The organism is Sporosarcina sp. HYO08, assembly GCF_001563475.1.
Lineage (GTDB): Bacteria > Bacillota > Bacilli > Bacillales_A > Planococcaceae > Sporosarcina.
The window spans coordinates 1-15,289 of the sequence record NZ_LPUT01000031.1; the positions used below are offsets into that span (position 1 = coordinate 1).

At 40.8% G+C, this 15,289-nt stretch carries 15 protein-coding genes, 1 tRNA gene and 2 rRNA genes; 16 read left to right on the plus strand and 2 right to left on the minus strand.

Annotated elements, in window-relative coordinates; genetic code table 11:
* From AU377_RS14520 to AU377_RS14565, 10 genes are all read left to right on the plus strand, one after another.
* Positions 1-127: ribosomal RNA gene (locus AU377_RS14520) — 23S ribosomal RNA — on the plus strand; the annotation flags it as partial.
* A gap of 187 nt (positions 128-314) precedes the next feature.
* Positions 315-430 (plus strand): 5S ribosomal RNA (gene rrf, locus AU377_RS14525).
* Between the two features lie 94 nt (positions 431-524).
* Positions 525-600: transfer RNA gene (locus AU377_RS14530), tRNA-Asp, on the plus strand.
* Between the two features lie 154 nt (positions 601-754).
* Positions 755-1,210: a tRNA (adenosine(37)-N6)-threonylcarbamoyltransferase complex ATPase subunit type 1 TsaE gene (gene tsaE, locus AU377_RS14535; RefSeq protein WP_067408514.1), complete on the plus strand. Its 456-nt coding sequence runs from the start codon at positions 755-757 to the stop codon at positions 1,208-1,210.
* A complete protein-coding gene (gene tsaB, locus AU377_RS14540; protein ID WP_067408516.1) occupies positions 1,207-1,917 on the plus strand; it encodes a tRNA (adenosine(37)-N6)-threonylcarbamoyltransferase complex dimerization subunit type 1 TsaB in 711 nt (236 codons plus the stop codon). Before tsaE ends, tsaB begins: the two co-directional genes overlap by 4 nt.
* Complete coding sequence (gene rimI / locus AU377_RS14545) at positions 1,910-2,362, plus strand: ribosomal protein S18-alanine N-acetyltransferase (RefSeq protein ID WP_067408518.1); 453 nt, start codon at positions 1,910-1,912, stop codon at positions 2,360-2,362. Before tsaB ends, rimI begins: the two co-directional genes overlap by 8 nt.
* Positions 2,359-3,381, plus strand: a complete 1,023-nt coding sequence (gene tsaD, locus AU377_RS14550; RefSeq protein ID WP_067408520.1) for a tRNA (adenosine(37)-N6)-threonylcarbamoyltransferase complex transferase subunit TsaD — start codon at positions 2,359-2,361, stop codon at positions 3,379-3,381. Before rimI ends, tsaD begins: the two co-directional genes overlap by 4 nt.
* A gap of 175 nt (positions 3,382-3,556) precedes the next feature.
* Positions 3,557-4,030, plus strand: a complete 474-nt coding sequence (locus AU377_RS14555; protein ID WP_067408523.1) for a hypothetical protein — start codon at positions 3,557-3,559, stop codon at positions 4,028-4,030.
* A gap of 79 nt (positions 4,031-4,109) precedes the next feature.
* Positions 4,110-4,787: a hypothetical protein gene (locus AU377_RS14560; RefSeq protein ID WP_067408525.1), complete on the plus strand. Its 678-nt coding sequence runs from the start codon at positions 4,110-4,112 to the stop codon at positions 4,785-4,787.
* A gap of 266 nt (positions 4,788-5,053) precedes the next feature.
* Complete coding sequence (locus tag AU377_RS14565) at positions 5,054-6,409, plus strand: arsenic transporter (protein ID WP_067408527.1); 1,356 nt, start codon at positions 5,054-5,056, stop codon at positions 6,407-6,409.
* Between the two features lie 508 nt (positions 6,410-6,917).
* Here the strand turns inward: AU377_RS14565 and AU377_RS14570 are convergent.
* Positions 6,918-8,849, minus strand: coding sequence for an ABC-F family ATP-binding cassette domain-containing protein (locus AU377_RS14570; protein WP_067408529.1), 1,932 nt, complete (start codon positions 8,847-8,849; stop codon positions 6,918-6,920).
* 118 nt (positions 8,850-8,967) lie between these two features.
* On the opposite strand from AU377_RS14570, the gene AU377_RS14575 reads away from it, so the two are divergent.
* The 3 genes from AU377_RS14575 (at position 8,968) to tatC (ending at position 10,690) form a co-directional block, all read left to right on the plus strand.
* Positions 8,968-9,621 carry a redox-sensing transcriptional repressor Rex gene (locus AU377_RS14575; protein WP_067408531.1) on the plus strand — a complete coding sequence of 218 codons (654 nt, stop codon included), beginning with the start codon at positions 8,968-8,970 and terminating at the stop codon, positions 9,619-9,621.
* A 64-nt stretch (positions 9,622-9,685) separates the two neighbouring features.
* Positions 9,686-9,868, plus strand: a complete 183-nt coding sequence (locus tag AU377_RS14580) for a twin-arginine translocase TatA/TatE family subunit (RefSeq protein WP_067408533.1) — start codon at positions 9,686-9,688, stop codon at positions 9,866-9,868.
* A gap of 21 nt (positions 9,869-9,889) precedes the next feature.
* Positions 9,890-10,690 (plus strand): twin-arginine translocase subunit TatC, encoded by an 801-nt coding sequence (gene tatC, locus AU377_RS14585; protein ID WP_067408535.1) that lies wholly within the window; start codon positions 9,890-9,892, stop codon positions 10,688-10,690.
* 33 nt (positions 10,691-10,723) lie between these two features.
* Here tatC and AU377_RS14590 read toward each other — a convergent pair whose 3' ends face one another.
* On the minus strand, positions 10,724-11,461 hold the full coding sequence (locus AU377_RS14590) for a CPBP family intramembrane glutamic endopeptidase (RefSeq protein WP_067408536.1): 738 nt from the start codon (positions 11,459-11,461) through the stop codon (positions 10,724-10,726).
* Positions 11,462-11,647: 186 nt separating this feature from the next.
* On the opposite strand from AU377_RS14590, the gene groES reads away from it, so the two are divergent.
* The 3 genes from groES (at position 11,648) to AU377_RS14605 (ending at position 15,186) form a co-directional block, all read left to right on the plus strand.
* Positions 11,648-11,932 (plus strand): co-chaperone GroES, encoded by a 285-nt coding sequence (gene groES, locus AU377_RS14595; RefSeq protein WP_067408538.1) that lies wholly within the window; start codon positions 11,648-11,650, stop codon positions 11,930-11,932.
* A 58-nt stretch (positions 11,933-11,990) separates the two neighbouring features.
* Positions 11,991-13,619 (plus strand): chaperonin GroEL, encoded by a 1,629-nt coding sequence (gene groL / locus AU377_RS14600; RefSeq protein ID WP_067408540.1) that lies wholly within the window; start codon positions 11,991-11,993, stop codon positions 13,617-13,619.
* A 286-nt stretch (positions 13,620-13,905) separates the two neighbouring features.
* Positions 13,906-15,186 (plus strand): mechanosensitive ion channel family protein, encoded by a 1,281-nt coding sequence (locus AU377_RS14605; RefSeq protein WP_067408542.1) that lies wholly within the window; start codon positions 13,906-13,908, stop codon positions 15,184-15,186.
* The last annotated feature ends 103 nt before the right edge of the window (positions 15,187-15,289 follow it).

A 15,289-nucleotide genomic window follows, 5' to 3' on the forward strand; every position in this document is an offset into this window, starting at 1 on the left:
TCAAGATGAGATTTCCCATTACATTTGTAAGTAAGATCCCTCAAAGATGATGAGGTGGATAGGTCTGGGGTGGAAGCACGGCGACGTGTGGAGCTGACAGATACTAATCGATCGAGGACTTAACCTATAAGAAAAGCGGAGACGACCGCTTTGACGCGACAAGCATAAGACGGCTTGCGGTAGTGGCGATAGCCACGGAGGCAAGAGGGCTTATGACCTCGAGCGTCAGGGAGTCGTAGCTGGACAGTATGTAAATGATTACGATTGTGCATCCAATGTTTGTTTTATTCAGTTTTGAGCGAATAAGCTCATAGTCTGGTGACGAAGGCGAAGAGGTCACACCCGTTCCCATACCGAACACGGAAGTTAAGCTCTTCAGCGCCGATGGTAGTTGGGGGCTTCCCCCTGCGAGAGTAGGACGTCGCCAGGCACTTTATTCACTTCGATTGGTTTGGTTATAACTGCTCACTATTAATTTATTTACAGTCTAAGAGCCACTTACTTCGAAGTGAACTACATAATTTGGTCCCGTGGTGTAGCGGTTAACATGCCTGCCTGTCACGCAGGAGATCGCGGGTTCGATTCCCGTCGGGACCGCCATTTATATGACATTCACAACCGATTTTGGATCATTCCAGAATCGGTTTTTTATTGTTTTTGTACGTGGGGAAAAAGCTCCATACTTTCCGAGAAGAAACATTTTAGGTACACTATAGATAATCGAACATGCATCGCATCAAGAAAGGAAATTCAAATGACTAAGGAATTTTTCGTTCATTCTGTACAGGAAACAGAGCAGCTTGCAGCTAAACTTGCAACACTTCTTACACCACCCGATGTCATCACGCTTGAAGGTGATCTTGGTGCTGGTAAAACGACGTTCACAAAAGCATTAGCAAAAGGCTTAGGCATAACGAGGACAGTCAATAGTCCGACATTTACCATTATCAAACAATATGAAGGAACGCATCCATTCAACCATTTGGATGTTTATCGGTTAGCGGATAGTGATGAAGATCTTGGGTGGGATGAATTATTTTATGGGGATGCGATTTCTGTCGTTGAATGGGCGCATCTTATCGAGGAAGATTTGCCAAGCGAGCGGCTGGAAATTCGCATTGTTCATCACGACGGTGTGGAAACACGAAAAATTACATTTCACCCGATTGGCAAGCGATATGAAATGATTTGTGAGGAGATAGCATTATGATTTGGCTTGGCATTGACACATCAAATACGCCGCTTTCAGTTGCCATCGTTCAGGATGGTAATATTTTGGTCGAGTATAATTCTGGACTTGCGATCAATCATTCGCTGCGGGCCATGCCGACGATTGAAGAAGTCTGTAAAAAAGCGGGATTATTACCTGCTGATATTGACGCCATTGCGGTGTCGGAAGGGCCTGGCTCGTATACGGGGGTAAGAATCGGCGTGACCATTGCGAAAACACTTGCTTGGACTTTGGGCAAGCCGCTTATAGGTGTATCCAGTTTACAAGTACTCGCTGCAAACGCAATGTACTTCACTGGGCTAATTTGTCCAATCGTAGACGCAAGAAGAAACAATGTTTACGCAGGTGTTTACCGTTATGATGCGGGAAAATGGATTTCAATGATTAAAGATGGGCATTATTCAATTGAGGCGCTCACACAAATGCTTAAAGAGCATGAAAGCCCGGTTTTATTTATCGGAAAAGATGTTGCTCTTCATGGAGAGGTGCTAAAGGAAAAGCTTGAAAATCAAGCGTTGTTTGCGTCAACCCAGTATAATCTTCCACGTGCTTCAGCTTTGATCGATCTTGCACAGCGAACAAACAAAGAAGAAGAAGTCCATACATTCGTGCCGCAATATCGGCGAATTGCCGAAGCTGAAGCGAATTGGCTAAAGCGTCAAGGGAAGGAATCGGCAAGTGAATAAAGAAATTCAATATCGAAAAATGACTAAAGAGGATATCGCTTCCGTCGTGCAAATTGAAAAAGAAGCATTTTCAACGCCGTGGACAAAAGAAATATTTGAGCATGAAATGACTGGAAATGATTATGCACATTATATTGTGGCGGTCGATCAGGAACGTATTATCGGCCATTGCGGCATGTGGGTCGTATTAGATGAATGCCATATTACGAATGTTGCCGTTCTTCAACAGTGGAGGGGCAAGGGGATTGGCGAGGCCCTTATGCAAAAAGCAATTGAACTTTGTAAGCTAAACGATGTTCGTTTAATGACGCTTGAAGTGAGGGTGTCAAATGAGATCGCGCAGAACCTTTATCGAAAGCTTGGTTTTCAAGATGGTGGTATTAGAAAAAACTATTATACAGACGACCACGAAGATGCGCTCGTCATGTGGGTGGAATTTAAATGAAGAAAGATCTTTTTATATTAGGAATAGAAACGAGTTGCGATGAAACCGCAGCTTCTGTTGTTAAAAATGGAACGGAAATCGTCTCGAATATCGTTGCTTCTCAAATCCCGAGTCAGCAAAGGTTTGGGGGTGTTGTGCCAGAAATTGCGTCAAGACATCACGTGGAACAGATTACACTTGTAATCGAAGAAGCACTTGCAAAAGCCAATTTAACACCTTCAGATTTGGATGCTGTTGCAGTGACGGAAGGACCTGGTCTTGTCGGGGCGTTATTGATTGGCATTAATGCGGCGAAAGCATTTGCGTTCGCGAATGGGCGGCCGATTATTGGTGTGCATCATATCGCGGGTCATATTTATGCGAATGAACTCGTGCAGCGAATGGAATTTCCATTGCTTGCATTAATTGTTTCAGGGGGACATACAGAGCTCGTCTTAATGGAGCAGCATGGATCGTTTAAGTTGATTGGTGAAACACGGGATGATGCTGCTGGCGAGGCGTATGACAAAGTGGCACGTGTGTTAGGACTTCCTTATCCGGGGGGGCCTCATATAGACAAACTTGCTCATGAAAGTGATGGGGAAATTGAGTTTCCACGGGCATGGTTGGAGCCAGATTCCTATGATTTTAGTTTTAGCGGACTAAAATCTGCTGTCATTAATTATAAACATAACCAAGAGCAAAAAGGGCAATCCGTTAACGGGGCACATGTGGCGGCCGGATTCCAGGCGAGTGTTGTCGATGTGCTGACATCAAAAACGTTAAAGGCGGCAAAAGAATACGGCGTCAAGCAAGTTATTGCAGCAGGCGGTGTTGCGGCAAATAAGGGATTGCGATCTTCACTTGAAAAAGTATTCAATGAAGCTGAAATACCTTTTTACGTACCTCCGATTTCACTTTGTACCGATAATGCTGCTATGATTGCAGCAGCTGGGTCTGCCATGTTTGTCGATGGAATCCGTGGAGATCTTACGATGAACGGAAAACCTGGCATGCCGCTGACTTCTTGGAAAAAATAACTCGCAGCGAATACCTTCTTGACGGATAGAAAGCCGTTAAGAAGGTTTTTTTACGCCTATCAATTTAATTCGTCAAATGTACTTACTCTAATAATCAAATGTAGGCTTCTATCCATGGCTATATGAATACATAACTCATATAGATAGTAGGAAACTATAAAAGGAGGGAAGTCATATGAACAAAGAAATGCTAGACACACTTATTAATAAAGTGGTCAAAATTGATAGAGGTGGACCAGAATCACGAATCGGAAGGCTACTAGCAGCAGACAACGATCATATTACAATTTTCCATGATGAAGAAGGGGTCATTTATTATCATACAAGGCATATTAAGAGCTTAACGTATAATTCGAAAGAGCAGGCGGCACTTAATATAGAAATGCCAAGTGATATAAAATTAATTCAAGCAAAAGAATTTAAAGGTGTTTTAGAACAGTTGCCACTTCGTTGGGTAAAGATCAATCGTGGTGGACCAGAAACTTTAGAGGGTGTTTTGGAAACAGTGACGGATGATTTTGTTACCATTGTCGCAAACGAAGAAATTATTCATGTTGCAATGTATCATATCCGAAATATTAGTTATGGTGCCAAAGTCGAAAAAAAGGAGCAAAAGCAAAACAAAGGTAACAGCAAGGGGAAAAAATAAAAATAAGATAAAGGGTCTGGACGCATTCGTCGCTTCTCATTAGAAGCGACGAATATGCTATGAAGAAGGAGAGGAAGACTTGAAACATATTGTTCAGAGTCTAGTAAATGAGTATGTACGAATAGAAGTTTCAGGCAAGGAAAAGTTACATGGGAATGTTATTGATATTGGCAGCGATATTATCGTAATTTACAATGGAAAACAGTTTGTGTACATCCCTTTAGGACATATTCAAAACCTTATCATCGATCGCCAGAACGAAAATGATATTACTCCGCCAACAGAGTTCCCCAGTATCATCACAGGGAAAGCTTTTAAAGAACTATCATTTAAGGAAGTAATTTCACAAGCGATTGGAAAATATATTGAAGTCTTTGTCGCAGGACATGAATCATTGCACGGACAGATTAGGTGCGTCATGGATGACTATTTTGTTTTCGATTCGCCCGTTTATAAGACAATGTATGTTTCAATGAATCATCTCAAATGGCTAATTCCCTATGCGGAAAATGAAAAACTATACGACATTGATCAACAAAATCCATTGGGGCAACAGAAGTATGAAGATTTGGCCAAGAGCTTTGCAAAACAAATGAATCAGTTAAAGGATCAACTCATCGTAGTTAACGTGGGTAGTCATAAAAGTTGTATTGGAAAAGTAAGTAATGTCGATCTTCAAGTCGCAGAACTTCAGACCACAAGAGCAAACTCGATCTTATTAAATATTGATCATATTAAAACGGTGCACCAGGTGTGAAGGATGTTTATAAAACCTGTATTCATAAAGATGAAACCCTTTTAGGCTGACGAGCATAGATCGACGGCCTATTTTAATTCACTGACTTACCAAATAATGAAAAAACGCCTGTCCATTGGATTGGCGTTTTTATGATGGCACTATTATAGACATGCATAATTTACCAAGCATGGACATACACCCGTCACATGAAAATGAAGGTGAATATACATACAAAGAAACGGACGAACTATAGCGAGATAATAAGAAAGGAAATGGGTATATGTATGAGTGTTCAAATAGGCATCACGGGTTTGGTATTTCTGACTACTATGTTAGTCATATTTTGGAGACCTAGAGGTTTGAACGAGGCATGGCCAGCTTCGATTGGCGCAGGCTTGATCTTATTAATAGGGCTCGTGTCAAAGGCTGATATTATGGATATCATCAGTAAAATAGGCGGGGCTTCTATTACGATCATAGCCACAATTGTCATGGCAGTTATATTGGAAAGTTTCGGTTTTTTCCACTGGGCAGCAGCAAAACTTGCGCATCTATCGAAAGGGTCAGGTCATCGTCTCTATTGGTACATCCAGTTACTTTGTTTTTTGATGACTTTATTATTTAATAATGACGGGAGCATCTTAATAACGACGCCGATCTTAATATTACTTTTAAAAAACTTTCAACTGAAAACCCACCAAAGGATCCCTTATTTATTAAGCGGTGCATTGATCGCCACAGCATCCAGTGCACCAATCGGAGTTAGCAATATCGTCAATCTAATCGCTCTGGAAATCGTGCAAATGTCATTATGGATGCATACGGCCATGATGTTTGTTCCGGCAACGTTAGGTTTGTTGTTCATGTCGTACCTCATGTACATGGTACTCAGGCATAGGCTGCCAAAAAAATTGCCTGATGCCATCTTGGATATCGAAGACTCTTTTTTCATTAAAAACTTTCATCCATTGAAGACATCGATACCTGTTGAATCAAAGAAAAAACGCACAAAATTTATGTTGAAAATATTACTTTTTGTATTTTTGATGAGATGTTTACTCTTTGTTGCTTCATTTATCAACGTTCCGATTGAAATTGTTGCAGTGCTTGGGTCAATTACGCTGCTCATATGGAGATGGTATCTTTTACGGACGAATCCACTGGACATCCTGAAAAAGACTCCTTGGCACATACTTATTTTTGCCTTTTCGATGTATGTGATCATTTATGGATTGCATAACGTGGGTCTCACTGCTTTGCTCGTTCAATTATGTGAACCGATTGTAAATCAGGGATTGTTTCAAGCGAGCTTTATTATGGGGGGGGTAGTATCATTTTTGTCCAACTTTTTTAATAACCATCCAGCGTTAATGATCGGAACAATTACCTTAACGGAGATGGGGTTGGATCCGACTACATTGAAAACGATTTATCTTGCGAATATTATTGGCAGCGACATCGGATCACTATTATTGCCGATCGGTACACTAGCGTCTCTCATTTGGATGCATATTTTGAGAAGAAATCAGATTAAATGCAGCTGGAAGGACTACCTTAGCGTATCGTTAATCGTCATCCCGATATCAACGATCGTAACATTGACTTTATTATACCTTTGGGTACAAATGATTTTTTCTTAATGAACGTATCAGTGCCAATCCGTTCGGAGCGGAAACGCATGCCGATGAAGACAGCTTCAATCCATCTTTGTTCGTTTAAGCCGTTCTTTCTATATCTATGTAGGGGAAGATAGAAAAGCTACTAATCAGTTTGTCCTTTCTTCTTCTTTACAGAACAGAATAATGACACAAGGTAAACACGGAAGTTGTCAGCTATTGACGATTTTCTTGTTTTTTTAGAACAAGATATTTATAATTTGTCAATACGGAACATTCGTACTTATGCACAATCTGTGGATAACATGTGTATAAGGAAATAAGTTGTTCATATCTACTTCTTTAATAAGGAAAATTAATGTGAATAAAGACAGGTATTGATGTGGATAACGTGGATAACATTGTTCATATCCGATGTTATAGGTTTTCATGGTGTGTATAAGATTGTGGAAAAGAAAAAGGTTTGTGGATCATTTACCGACAAGGTGCGACAAAAAACACCTTGGGAGGATTCCCAAGGTGAATGACCCAGTTAGTGTAATTCTTCGAGTTCTTCTTGTAACGTCAGCCATTTTTCCGAAGCTGTATCATATTCGGCCTGGATCGCATCAATTTCGGCTTGCAAATCCATCAATTTGATATGGTCGTCTGCATAATCGGGAAGAACAAGCTCATTTTGAAGAGATATCATTTGTTCATCCATTTCTGCCAGCTGTTTTTCGATCTCGGCAATGGCTCGGACTAAGCGTCGTTCTTGTCTTTTAAAAGCTTTGTCATCCACAACTTTTTGATCAGTAGTAGGAGCAGGTGTTGTTTTTCCGCTTTCTGACACAATAGCTAATTCTTCTTGTTCTAATTTCTTTTCAATATAATAATCATAGTCTCCCATGTACTCCACAACGCCAGTTTCACCCACCTCGATGACTTTAGTGGCAATCCGATTAATGAAGTACCGATCATGAGATACGAAGATAATTGTGCCAGGAAAGTCATCTAGGGCATTTTCAAGCACTTCTTTACTGTCCAAATCGAGATGGTTCGTTGGCTCGTCAAGGATAAGTGTGTTCGATTGTTGCAGCATCAGTTTCGCCAGCGACAATCGAGCTTTTTCACCCCCGGATAATGACTGTACAGGTTTCTCTACATCCTCGCCGGAAAATAAAAATCGACCGAGTACAGTACGCACATCTTTTTCGTTCATCATTGGCCAGTCATCCCAAATCTCACTTAAAACAGTGCCCGATCCAATGAGCGTTGCTTGCTCTTGGTCGTAATAACCAAACTGAACATTGGTGCCATATCGAATATGCCCGACGATTGGTTCTTTTTTGCGGACAATGGTCTTCAGTAATGTCGACTTTCCAATTCCATTCGGCCCAATAATGGCAATCCGCTCCTGCTTGTATACACGTAATGTAATATTTGATGAAACAGGTACATTGTCATAACCGACTGAAAGATCGTCAATGGATAATACATCATTCCCACTCTCACGTTCGATTGAGAAGGAGAAGCTTGCCGATTTTTCATTTCCTTCGGGTACATCCATCCAATCCGTTCGCTCTAACAGTTTACGACGACTTTTCGCCATGTTTGAAGTAGATGCTCGTGCAATATTTCGTTGAATAAATTGCTCAAGCTTTGCCTTTTCACTTACATCCCTTTCGTATAGCTTTTGGTCACGCTCAAAATTTTTCGCTTTTTCATCTAAGTAGGCACTATAATTTCCAACATATTTCGTCACTCTTTTTCTAGATACTTCATAGACATTCGTTACAATTTGGTCAAGGAAATAACGGTCGTGCGACACGATGAGAATAGCACCTTCGTAAGAAGATAGATATTTTTCAAGCCAGCTAAGTGTTTCGATATCCAGGTGGTTTGTCGGTTCATCTAAAATGAGCAGATCGGGTTTACTTAACAGCATTTTTGCAAGCGCCAGTCTAGTCTTTTGACCGCCTGAAAACTGGTCGAGCAGCTTATCATAATCCTCTGGATAGAACCGCATGCCATGTAAAACAGAACGCGCATCGGATTCAAATTGATAGCCGCCAGCATCCTTAAACGTCATTTGCAAGGCATCATATTCTTTCATTACCCGATCATAAGCAGTCTGATTTTCATAGACCGCGGGATCAGCCATTTGCATTTCGAGAGAGCGAAGCCGTTGTTCCATTTGTTGCAAAGGTTCAAAGACGGTCATCATCTCATCCCAAAGCGTTAACCTCGAATCAATGGCGCTATGCTGCTCCAAATACCCGATTCGGACGTCCTTTGGAATGATCAGATCGCCGGCATCATAGGCCATTTCGCCGGCAATTATTTTAAGTAGTGTTGACTTGCCTGTTCCGTTTCGACCAACAAGTGCTACACGGTCGCGATGCTGTACTTCTAGTCGAACATTTTCTAATATATCAGTACCTGAAAATGACTTGGTTAGTCCATTTACTTGTAAAACGATCATGTTTAACACCTCATTCTCCTTAAGTTTAATCGAATGCGTCAGACTCCGCAATGGCCGACTTTACAACATTCGACATCTACTGTACGATAGAATTGGCTTAGGAAGGATGGGGATAGAGATGAAAGTAGAAATTCCAAAAATTCCGGATGCAACATCGAAAAGATTACCTCTTTATTATAGATTTCTTCAAAATTTGGCAAATGCAGGAAAGAGGCGGGTGTCATCAGGCGAATTGAGTGAAACAATGAAAATTGATGCGGCGACAATTCGGCGCGATTTCTCTCATTTTGGTGCCCTTGGTCGAAAAGGCTATGGATATGAAGTTCACTATCTCGTTGAATTCTTCCGTTCCATTCTTGCCCAAGACGAAGAAACTGATGTTGCGCTTGTAGGTGTTGGAAGTCTTGGAACCGCTTTCTTAAAGTATAATTTTCATAAAAACCATAATACCCGGATTGTGATTGCATTTGACCCGAAATTGCCGATTGAAGGTGTTGCGAAAAGCGGTACTTTAGCTATGCATTCAGATATGATGGAACAAAAAATCGATGAACTGGGCATTCGGTTAGTCATTCTTGCCGTGCCTTCGGAAGTAGCACAGGAAATGACAGATCGCTTGGTGAAGGTTGGTATTAAAGGCATTCTAAATTTCACGCCTGTTCGACTTTCCGTCCCCGACCATGTCCGTGTACATACAATCGACTTGTCTGTAGAATTGCAAACATTGATATATTTCATGAAAAATGATGAAAAGGATTCACAATTATCGTAGTTTGTGAATAGTAATTGAAGCAAAATTCGTGTAAAATAGACATATTACGAGGGAGGTGTCCGATATGCCAGGTCCAGGAAGTTTAATACTGATTGCTGTCATTGCATTATTGATCTTTGGTCCAAAGAAGTTGCCGGAAATCGGAAAGGCGTTCGGTTCTTCATTGCGTGAATTTAAAAACGCAACGAAAGGCCTTGTCGAAGACGAGGATGTAAAAAAGAAAGATCAGAAAGAAGAAGTGAAGTAAGTACGTTAGGATGTCTGTCCGATGCATGAAAAAAACTTAACAGTCATTGAACATATAGATGAGATTAGAAAACGGCTGATGGTAATCGTCGTTTTCTTTATTGTCGCGATCATCGGGGCCTTTTTTGTGGCCAAACCGCTAATTCAGTTTTTGCAGTATAATCGTGAAGTTGAATATGTAACATTAAACGCATTTAATGTCCTTGATCCGATCATGATTTATATAAAAGTGATCCTATTTATCGCTTTTGTTGTCATCTCGCCGGTCATCATGTACCAGCTATGGGCTTTTGTCTCGCCGGGGCTACATGAAACAGAAAGACGCGCTACATTAAACTACATTCCTTTCACATTTCTTCTTTTTGTGGCGGGAATCGCGTTTTCTTATTTTGTTCTTTTTCCATACGTCATGAAGTTTATGATGAATTTGTCAACAGACCTTGAAATCGTCCAAACGATTGGGATTAATGAGTATTTTGGCTTTCTATTCCAACTGCTCCTTCCCTTTGGAATTGTATTCCAGCTGCCAGTCGTTTTATTGTTCTTAACGAGACTCGGGATCTTGAATCCTAAAACATTGGTGAAGATGCGGAAGTACGCTTACTTTGTACTCTTCGTCATCGCAGCTTTCATTACACCGCCGGATATTTTTTCACATTTGTTTGTAACAGTTCCACTATTTATTCTGTATGAACTTAGTATTTTCATTTCGCGTTTCGGCTACCGCAAGTACTTGCAAGCGGAAGAGCAACGTCAATTGGAAGAGATTCGGGCGGAGCAACAAAGACAAATTGATGAGGTCATGGGGCAGCAAAAACAATAATAAAAAAAGTCTTCCAATGCAGGAAGACTTTTTTTATTGGAGAAATAGTATAAATGTCTGTTGTAACTGTTTTTGAAGTTCTAGTATTTTATCGTAATTTAGCTGGATGACCGTTACATAGCTATTTAACAATAAGTGAGCAATCATAGAAGTCATTAATCGTTTCGTTCGGTAGTACAAATAAGAGAAGACAAGCCCGGAGAACAAGTAAATGATGATATGTTCAAAATCATTGTGCACAACTGCAAAAATTGCAGCACTAACGACCCCAGCAATCCAAAAGTTAGACTTTCGGTAGACGCCTCCAAAAATCGCACGTCTAAATACGATTTCTTCTAGGATAGGGGCGAACAATGCGATTGGTAAAATCATGATCGGTGCCACTTTGGCAATATCAGAAACAAGCTCAGTGTTTTCCGATCCTGGTTCAATCCCGATGCTTTGCTCAATGATCGCACCCAAAATTTGAGCGCCCATCACAAGGAAAAATCCGATAAATCCCCAGAGTACCGACGTCCAAAAGGAGACCGCTTTCCCATCGAAGACATTTTTCAAGAACGATTTGTTTGTCCGCATGAGCAGCAGGAAAATAATGAGCGTGATGAAATTGGTCGTGAAAAGCGACCAAGCTACCCCTTTGTATGCTGCTTCTTTCACATCATCCGTTGAACCTTCAAAAAAAGTGATTAAAGGTTGTGCTAGAAAAACACTGACGATTTGAAAAGCAACGTATGTAAGTAGGAGATAAAAATATAATTTTCCGTTTTTCAACAAATCCACCCTTTCTATTGTGGCTGACGTCTATTTTATCGTTTTTGAAAGAGATTAGCAAAATGAAAAGGTGAAAAAGTGATTTCACTTGCAATTCATACTAATGTTCATTAATATAGAAATTGTGTTAGCACTCTTGTTAGATGAGTGCTAAAAAGATGATTAACTTTGAGGAGGTTGTTTCACTTGTTGAAACCATTAGGTGACCGTATCGTAATCGAACTAATCGAAGCGGAAGAAAAAACGTCAAGCGGTATCGTATTACCAGATTCTGCGAAAGAGAAACCGCAAGAGGGGAAAGTAGTTGCGGCAGGCACTGGACGCGTTCTTGAAAACGGTCAGCGCGTTGAGCTAGAAGTTAAAGAAGGCGACCACATTATCTTCTCAAAATATGCAGGAACTGAAGTGAAGTATGAAGGAAACGAATATTTGATCCTTCGTGAAAGTGATATTTTAGCGATCATCGGTTAATTCGAATTGATGATCGATTAATGAACAAATACACGAAAATTCAGGAGGGAACGTTTAAATGGCTAAAGAAATTAAATTTAATGAAGACGCACGCGGCGCAATGCTTCGTGGTGTAGATACATTAGCAGATGCTGTTAAAGTAACACTTGGACCAAAAGGACGCAACGTTGTGCTTGAGAAGAAATTTGGTTCACCACTTATTACAAACGACGGTGTAACAATTGCGAAAGAAATCGAATTAGAAGACGCTTTTGAAAACATGGGTGCGAAACTTGTGGCAGAAGTTGCTTCTAAAACGAACGAAATTGCTGGCGATGGAACAACAACTGCAACCGTTCTTGCACAAGCAATGATCCGTGAAGGATTGAAAAACGTTACAGCAGGTGCAAATCCAGTTGGTATTCGTAAAGGAATCGAACAAGCAATTGCAGCTGCAGTAGAAGGCCTGAAAGACATTTCTGATGAAATCGAAGGCAAAGAAGAAATTGCACAAGTTGCGTCTATTTCTTCAGGCGATGAAGAGGTTGGTAAGCTGATCGCAGATGCAATGGAGCGTGTTGGCAACGACGGCGTTATTACAATTGAAGAGTCAAAAGGCTTCACAACTGAGCTAGATGTTGTAGAAGGAATGCAATTCGACCGTGGTTATGCATCTGCATACATGGCAACAGATACAGACAAAATGGAAGCGGTTCTAGATAACCCTTACATTTTGATTACTGACAAAAAAATTACGAACATCCAAGAAATCTTGCCAGTACTTGAGCAAGTTGTTCAACAAGGGAAGCCGCTATTGATGATTGCTGAAGACGTTGAAGGTGAAGCGCTTGCAACGCTAGTTGTTAACAAATTGCGCGGTACATTTAACGCAGTGGCGGTAAAAGCACCTGGATTCGGTGACCGTCGTAAAGCAATGCTAGAAGACATTGCAATCCTAACTGGCGGTCAAGTGATTACAGAAGATTTAGGTTTAGACCTGAAAACTGCTGATATTACAATGCTTGGTACAGCTGCAAAAGTTGTTGTTACAAAAGACAACACAACAATCGTTGAAGGAAATGGCGACTCTGAGATCATTAGCGGTCGTGTGAACCAAATCCGTACACAGCTTGAAGAAACAACTTCTGAGTTCGACAAAGAAAAACTTCAAGAGCGCCTAGCGAAACTAGCTGGCGGCGTTGCGGTGATCAAAGTTGGGGCTGCGACTGAAACAGAACTAAAAGAGCGTAAACTACGCATCGAAGACGCATTGAACTCAACGCGTGCAGCAGTTGAAGAAGGAATTGTTTCCGGTGGTGGAACAGCACTTGTTAACGTTTACGGTAAAGTAGAAGAGCTTCTCAACTCTACAGAAGGCGACGTAGCAACAGGTGTGAAAATCGTTCTTCGCGCACTAGAAGAGCCAGTTCGTCAAATCGCAAACAACGCTGGTCTTGAAGGATCAATCGTTGTTGACCGCCTAAAACGCGAAGAAGTCGGCGTAGGCTTCAACGCAGCAGACGGCGAGTGGGTGAACATGGTTCAAGCGGGTATCGTTGACCCAACAAAAGTAACACGTTCCGCACTTCAAAACGCAGCATCTGTTGCAGCAATGCTTCTGACAACTGAAGCTGTTGTAGCAGACATTGCAGAAGACAAAGTAGCACCAATGATGCCTGACATGGGCGGAATGGGCGGCATGATGTAATAACTTCTTGCCAGCCTTGATCTACAAAGGTTTGTGGGTAAGACGAGAGTGGAATGCTAACATTTTGCTAACCATTGAGGATATAATTGAGGCTTCTCAAAAGTTACTAGACTTTTGGGAAGCCTTTTTTGTTTGTCTAAAATATTAAAGAGTCGGGAATAACGTTCGTCCATCTGATGGTTCATCAAAGAGTTAACTTCTCTATTTTGTTATAATAGACACTACATGATGAATGCATATAAAATTATCATAAGAACCGAAATAAATCGTGCGGAGGGAATCGAAAATGGACTTTATTCGTAACCGGCTTATAGGTTACGGTATGAATTCGGCTTGGGTTGACTATCTTTCAATCGCAATCATGATTACTGTGATCACATCCATTTGTATCATCGCTAATTTTATAACGAAAAAAGTGGTCATTCGATTGATCACTCACATCTTGAAAAAGAACAATTTTAAATGGGATAATATTTTGTTGGAAAGACAAGTGTTCCATAAATTATCTCATTTTGTACCAGCTCTTATTATTTATTACTTTGCTGCTACTTTTCCAGTGTATCAGAAGCTCATTGAAACGGCTGCGCTTACGTATATAATTCTGGTCGCATTAAATGTCATCAATAGCTTTTTAAGTGTCATTCAGGATGTTTATCAAACGTACGAAATCTCAAAAACAAAGCCAATCAAAGGATATATACAAGTTACTAAAATACTTGTCATCATTATAGGTGCCATTTTGGTGATTGCCAATTTAATGGGAGAAAGTCCTGTCATCCTGCTAGGTGGGATCGGTGCTCTCTCCGCAGTGTTTATGTTAGTATTTAAAGATTCGATCTTAGGGCTTGTGGCAGGTGTTCAATTATCGGCCAACGATATGGTTCGGGTCGGTGACTGGATTGAAGTGCCTAAATATGGCGCGAATGGGGATGTTGTTGATATTTCCTTAAATACGGTAGTCGTCAGTAACTTTGACCGTACATTGACGATGGTTCCTAGTTATGCGCTCATTTCGGATTCCTTTATCAATTGGAGGGGGATGCAGCAATCTGGGGGAAGGCGTATTAAACGTTCATTATATATTGACACAACAAGTATTACATTTTGTACAAGAGAAATGATCGAGTATTTCAAAACGATCGATTTTCTTTCGGATTATATTAACCGACGTGAACGTGAAATTAGGGAATATAATATTAGGCATAAGATTAACCTGAATAATGCTGTGAATGGGCGCGCATTAACGAATATAGGCGTTTTTCGGGCGTACGTACTTCTATATCTTCAAAGACATCCTGGCATTCATCAGGAAATGACGTTAATGGTTCGGCAGTTAGCACCGGGGGAGACAGGACTGCCGTTAGAAATTTACGCTTTCGTGAATGACGTGAAATGGACGGTGTATGAAACTGTGCAAGCTGACATTTTTGATCATCTGTTTGCGGTGGCAGGAGAATTCGGGCTCCGTATATTTCAAAATCCAGCGGGTAGTGATTTTAGATGGATGAGTGATTCCGAGATGTTGGCACCTACCACAAAATTTAATACGGAGAATGAGTCCCTTTAATCGATTGATCGGTCAGGGGGATTTTTTATATCTAACTCCTTAATTCCTTGTAATCTTGTATGTATTATTGGGATTGTATGTGATATAATCAATCAAACATCAA

Excerpts from the sequence above, each read along its gene's own strand:
- tsaE (WP_067408514.1), top strand. The coding sequence starts at position 755 with ATGACTAAGGAATTTTTCGTTCATTCTGTACAGGAAACAGAGCAGCTT.
- tsaB (WP_067408516.1), top strand. The coding sequence starts at position 1,207 with ATGATTTGGCTTGGCATTGACACATCAAATACGCCGCTTTCAGTTGCC.
- tsaD (WP_067408520.1), top strand. The coding sequence starts at position 2,359 with ATGAAGAAAGATCTTTTTATATTAGGAATAGAAACGAGTTGCGATGAA.
- AU377_RS14555 (WP_067408523.1), top strand. The coding sequence starts at position 3,557 with ATGAACAAAGAAATGCTAGACACACTTATTAATAAAGTGGTCAAAATT.
- AU377_RS14565 (WP_067408527.1), top strand. The coding sequence starts at position 5,054 with ATGAGTGTTCAAATAGGCATCACGGGTTTGGTATTTCTGACTACTATG.
- AU377_RS14570 (WP_067408529.1), bottom strand. The coding sequence starts at position 8,849 with ATGATCGTTTTACAAGTAAATGGACTAACCAAGTCATTTTCAGGTACT.
- AU377_RS14575 (WP_067408531.1), top strand. The coding sequence starts at position 8,968 with ATGAAAGTAGAAATTCCAAAAATTCCGGATGCAACATCGAAAAGATTA.
- AU377_RS14580 (WP_067408533.1), top strand. The coding sequence starts at position 9,686 with ATGCCAGGTCCAGGAAGTTTAATACTGATTGCTGTCATTGCATTATTG.
- tatC (WP_067408535.1), top strand. The coding sequence starts at position 9,890 with ATGCATGAAAAAAACTTAACAGTCATTGAACATATAGATGAGATTAGA.
- groL (WP_067408540.1), top strand. The coding sequence starts at position 11,991 with ATGGCTAAAGAAATTAAATTTAATGAAGACGCACGCGGCGCAATGCTT.
- AU377_RS14605 (WP_067408542.1), top strand. The coding sequence starts at position 13,906 with ATGGACTTTATTCGTAACCGGCTTATAGGTTACGGTATGAATTCGGCT.